We start from the raw sequence: 4,061 nt of genomic DNA, 5'->3' as shown, positions 1-4,061 counted from the left end.
GAGTCTAGGGAGCCACGCCCGGATGATCTATGATTGCMTGACCTGTATTTTTGATCGAAACCCCGGGTCGTCTCATGAGCCACGCTCCATCCCAGCCCACCGAYCTGATCAGCGARCTGCTGACCGGCATGCGGCTSCAYGGCGTTCARTACCGRCGCATYCAGACCGGRCCGMSCTTTGGSCTTGGATTTCCYCCGAAGCCRGGCCATGCCTACTTCCATTACCTSGCAGTGGGYACKGCSRTTCTTCGTGGCGCGGACGGCAGCCAACACCGCCTGTCTGACGGGGATGTCGTGCTTCTTCCCCGCGGAGAAGGACACGCGTTGCTGTCGGGCGACGAGCACCCCGTCCAGTGCCTGGAAACGATAGACGCAGCCCCGCTGGGTGACGCGGTGAGCGGCATAGACACGTGCCCGAGCACGCACGCCGTGCCGAGCGCAGTGCTCTTCCACGGCTGCATGGTGTTCGATCTGGGCGGCATGCAAGGGCTGAGCAAGGTGATGCCGGCGGTGATGTTGGCCGATGGCAACGGCACGCAGTTCCCTGGGCTGTTGCCCATGGTCGACGCGATGAAGCGCGAGGTCTGCTCCGGACGTATCGGATATGCAGGAATACTCTCCCGGCTGGCGGATGCAGTGGCCGCCATGATCGTTCGTGACTGGGTCGAGCGCGGTTGCGACGGCGCATCCGGCCTGGTCATGGCCATGCGCGACCCGCGTCTATCGCTGTCGTTGCTTGCCCTGCACAGAGACCCCGGGCGTGACTGGACCGTCGAAGCGCTGGCCGCAGAATCCAACGTCTCACGCTCTGTCTTTGCAGATCGGTTCCAGACAGTTATTGGAACCGCACCCCTGCGGTACGTGACTGAGCTGCGAATGCAATTGGCAAGTCAATGGCTGACCCACCAGAGCCTACCGATCGAGGTAGTGGCAGAGCGCCTCGGCTACGCGTCGCAGGCCGCTTTCAGTCGCGCCTACAAGCGCGTCATCGGGCACTCGCCTGGGGCGACCCGGCGCGGGCGCGCCTTGGCCTCGACATAGAAAGAAGTGCGCCGAGCAGGCTCGGCATCCATCGTAGTCGAGGAGCGCGATGGATGGCGCGTTGCCGGCCAGCGGCCGGCACTACCCTTGCCTTGCTGACTCCGGGTCGCCTCAGGATCAGACCGCATTGAGCGGCGACCACGCCAACCGGGCCCGGCCTTCACAGTTACCACGGCCCCTGCAATGCAACCATGCAGGACGCGCCCTGCCCCCATCGGTAACCTATGCCCCACCTTCGTCGTCTTTTTGGCCGCTGGCTGCGCCTGCGTCGTCGTGTGCGTTGGCGCTGGCGTGAGCACCAGGCCTCGGCCCCGGCCATCGAGGCCACCGAGGGCCCACTGCGTGCCGCGCTGTACAACGTTGAACAGATGGAGGAGTACGGCCGCGCACTTGCGCGACAGCATCGCGTGCGGTTGCGCCCCAGCCCGGAGCGCCTGCTCGAACGACTGCAGGCCAACGAGCGCGTGCTGGAAGACGCCAACACGCTGCTGAGCAGCGTGGTGCGCGAACAGCGGCCGGTCACCCCGGCGGGGGAATGGCTGCTCGACAACTACTACCTGGTCGAAGAACAGATCCAGACCGCGCGACGCCACCTGCCGCGCGGCTACAGCCGCCAGTTGCCTTCACTTGCCTCCGGCCCATCGGCCGGGTTGCCACGGGTGTATGAGCTGTCGATGCAGGCGATCGCGCACGGTGACGGCCGCATTGACGCCGATACGCTGGGCCGCTTCATCGCCTCGTACCAGTCGCTCGCGCCGCTGAGCCTGGGCGAACTGTGGGCCGTTCCGATCATGCTGCGCCTGGCGCTGCTGGAGAACCTGCGGCGCATGGCCGCGCGGGTGATGCGCGATGGGACCGACCGCCGCCTGGCTGCGCAGTGGGCCGACCAGCTCAATCGCGCGGCGTCCGACACCCCTACTGATGTGGTCCTGGTGGTTGCCGACATGGCGCGATCCGCGCCGCCGCTGACCGGCGCGTTCATCGCCGAGCTGACGCGCTCGCTGCAGGGGCGCGGCGGCGCGTGGGCCATGCCCATCGCGTGGCTGGAACAGTGGGCGGCAGCGGCTGGGCAGCGCATCGACGAACTGGTTGCCGCCGAGGGGCAGCAGCAGGCGGCCGACCAGGTCTCCATCGGCAACAGCATCGGCAGCCTGCGTTTCCTCTCCACCATGGATTGGCGCACCTTTGTCGAAGACATGAGTGTGGTCGAGCAGCGGCTGCGGGAAGACCCCATGGGCGTCTATGCGCAGATGGATTTCGGCACCCGCGATGCCTACCGCCATGTGGTGGAGAAGATTGCCCGCGGCAGCCGCATCGCCGAGGAACGCGTTGCGACCATCGCGCTGGACCTGGCACGGGCGGCTACGCCGGCGGACGGCCCACGCACGCACGTGGGCTACTGGCTGGTCGGCGAAGGCCTGCAGACCACTGTTGCGGCGGTGGCCGAGGCAGCACCGCGCCACCGCAAGGCACGTCGACTGGCGCATCGCGTGCCGCTTGCGCTGTACCTGCTGCCGATCGGCCTGCTGGCGGTGCTGGCCACCAGCGGCCTGCTGGCAACCGGCAGCGGCTCGGTACCTGTCTGGCTGGCCGCGCTGCTCGGGCTGCTGGTGTTCAGTGAACTCGGCATCGTGCTGGTGAACTGGACCGCGACGGTGCTGGTCGCCCCCAGGCCGCTTCCCAAGCTCGATTTCAGCGAAGGCATTCCTGCCGCGTGCGCCACCGTGGTCGCGGTCCCCTCGATGCTGTCCAGCGTCGACGGCATCGACGTTCTGGTCGAAGCGCTGGAGGTGCGTTTCCTGGCCAACCGCGATCCCCAGCTGCGCTTCGTGTTGTTGACGGATTTTCTCGACGCGCCAGCAGCACAGGCGCCGATGGACGACGCTCTGCTTGCGCACGCCGTGGCACGGATCGAGGAACTGAACCATCGCTACGCGCCCGAGCGCGGCGACCGCTTCTACCTGCTGCACCGGCCCAGGCAATGGAATCCGGGCGAAGGTGTGTGGATGGGCCACGAGCGCAAGCGAGGCAAGCTGGCCGCGCTCAATGCCCTGCTCCGCCAAGGCGATGCGGCGGCGTTCATGCGCATCGTCGGAGACGCGGCGGCCCTGATCGGCGTCCGTTACGTCATCACGCTGGACTCGGACACGCAGCTTCCGCGGGATGCGGCACGCGCGTTCGTCGCCACCTTGGCGCACCCGCTCAACCGCCCGCGCTTCGATCCGCAGCTGCAACGCGTGGTGGAGGGCTACGGCATCCTGCAGCCCAGCGTCGGCACCAGCCTGGGCCGGCGCCGCACCTCGCGTTTTGCCAGAATGTTCGGCAGCGAGCCCGGCATCGATCCGTACACGCGCATGGTTTCCGACGTCTACCAGGACCTGTTCGACGAAGGCTCGTTCGTGGGCAAGGGTATCTATGACGTCGACGCCTTCGAGCATGCGCTGGAGGGCCGCCTGCCCGAGAACCGCATCCTCAGCCACGATCTGCTGGAAGGCTGCTATGCACGCGCAGGCCTGGTCAGTGATGTGCGCCTGTACGAGGACTATCCCGAGCGCTACGCCGCCGACGCCAAGCGCCGTGCGCGCTGGATCCGTGGCGACTGGCAGCTGCTGCCGTGGTTGTTGCCGTGGACACCGCGCCCGGGTTCGGGTTGGGAGCGCAACCGGCTCAGCCTGCTCTCGCGCGGCAAGTTGCTGGACAACCTGCGCCGGAGCGTGGTGCCGATCGCTGCCCTGGCGCTGTTGGTAGCCGGTTGGCTGTACGCGCGGAACCCTGCTGCGTGGACCGCGTGGGTGCTGGCGCTGTGGTTCGCGCCGCCGCTGATAGGCATGCTGCGTGATGGCCTGAGCGTTCCGGAAGACACCCCGCTGGAAGCGCATTACATCAAGGTCGGGCGCGGCACGTTGCAGTCGTTGCTGCGCGCGTCCACCCAGATAGCGTGCCTGCCCTACGAAGCACTGCTGGCCAGTGACGCCGTGCTGCGCACGCTCTGGCGCATGGCCGTCACGCGACGTCACCTGC

The 4,061-nt window shown here is 67.3% G+C and carries 1 protein-coding gene and 1 pseudogene; both read left to right on the top strand.

Annotated features, from left to right (window positions below):
• Positions 1-74 precede the first annotated feature (74 nt).
• The gene (locus AC1VAN_RS13985) at positions 75-1,040 is read left to right on the top strand and encodes an AraC family transcriptional regulator (protein WP_480986006.1); all 966 of its coding nucleotides are present in this window, start codon (positions 75-77) and stop codon (positions 1,038-1,040) included.
• 224 nt (positions 1,041-1,264) lie between these two features.
• A pseudogene (locus AC1VAN_RS13980) lies at positions 1,265-4,061 on the top strand (cyclic beta 1-2 glucan synthetase); the annotation flags it as partial.

The organism is Stenotrophomonas sp. 05L44_2, assembly GCF_056665995.1.
Note: the sequence above shows the minus strand (reverse complement) of the source record. Positions and strands in the feature narration are given on the sequence as shown.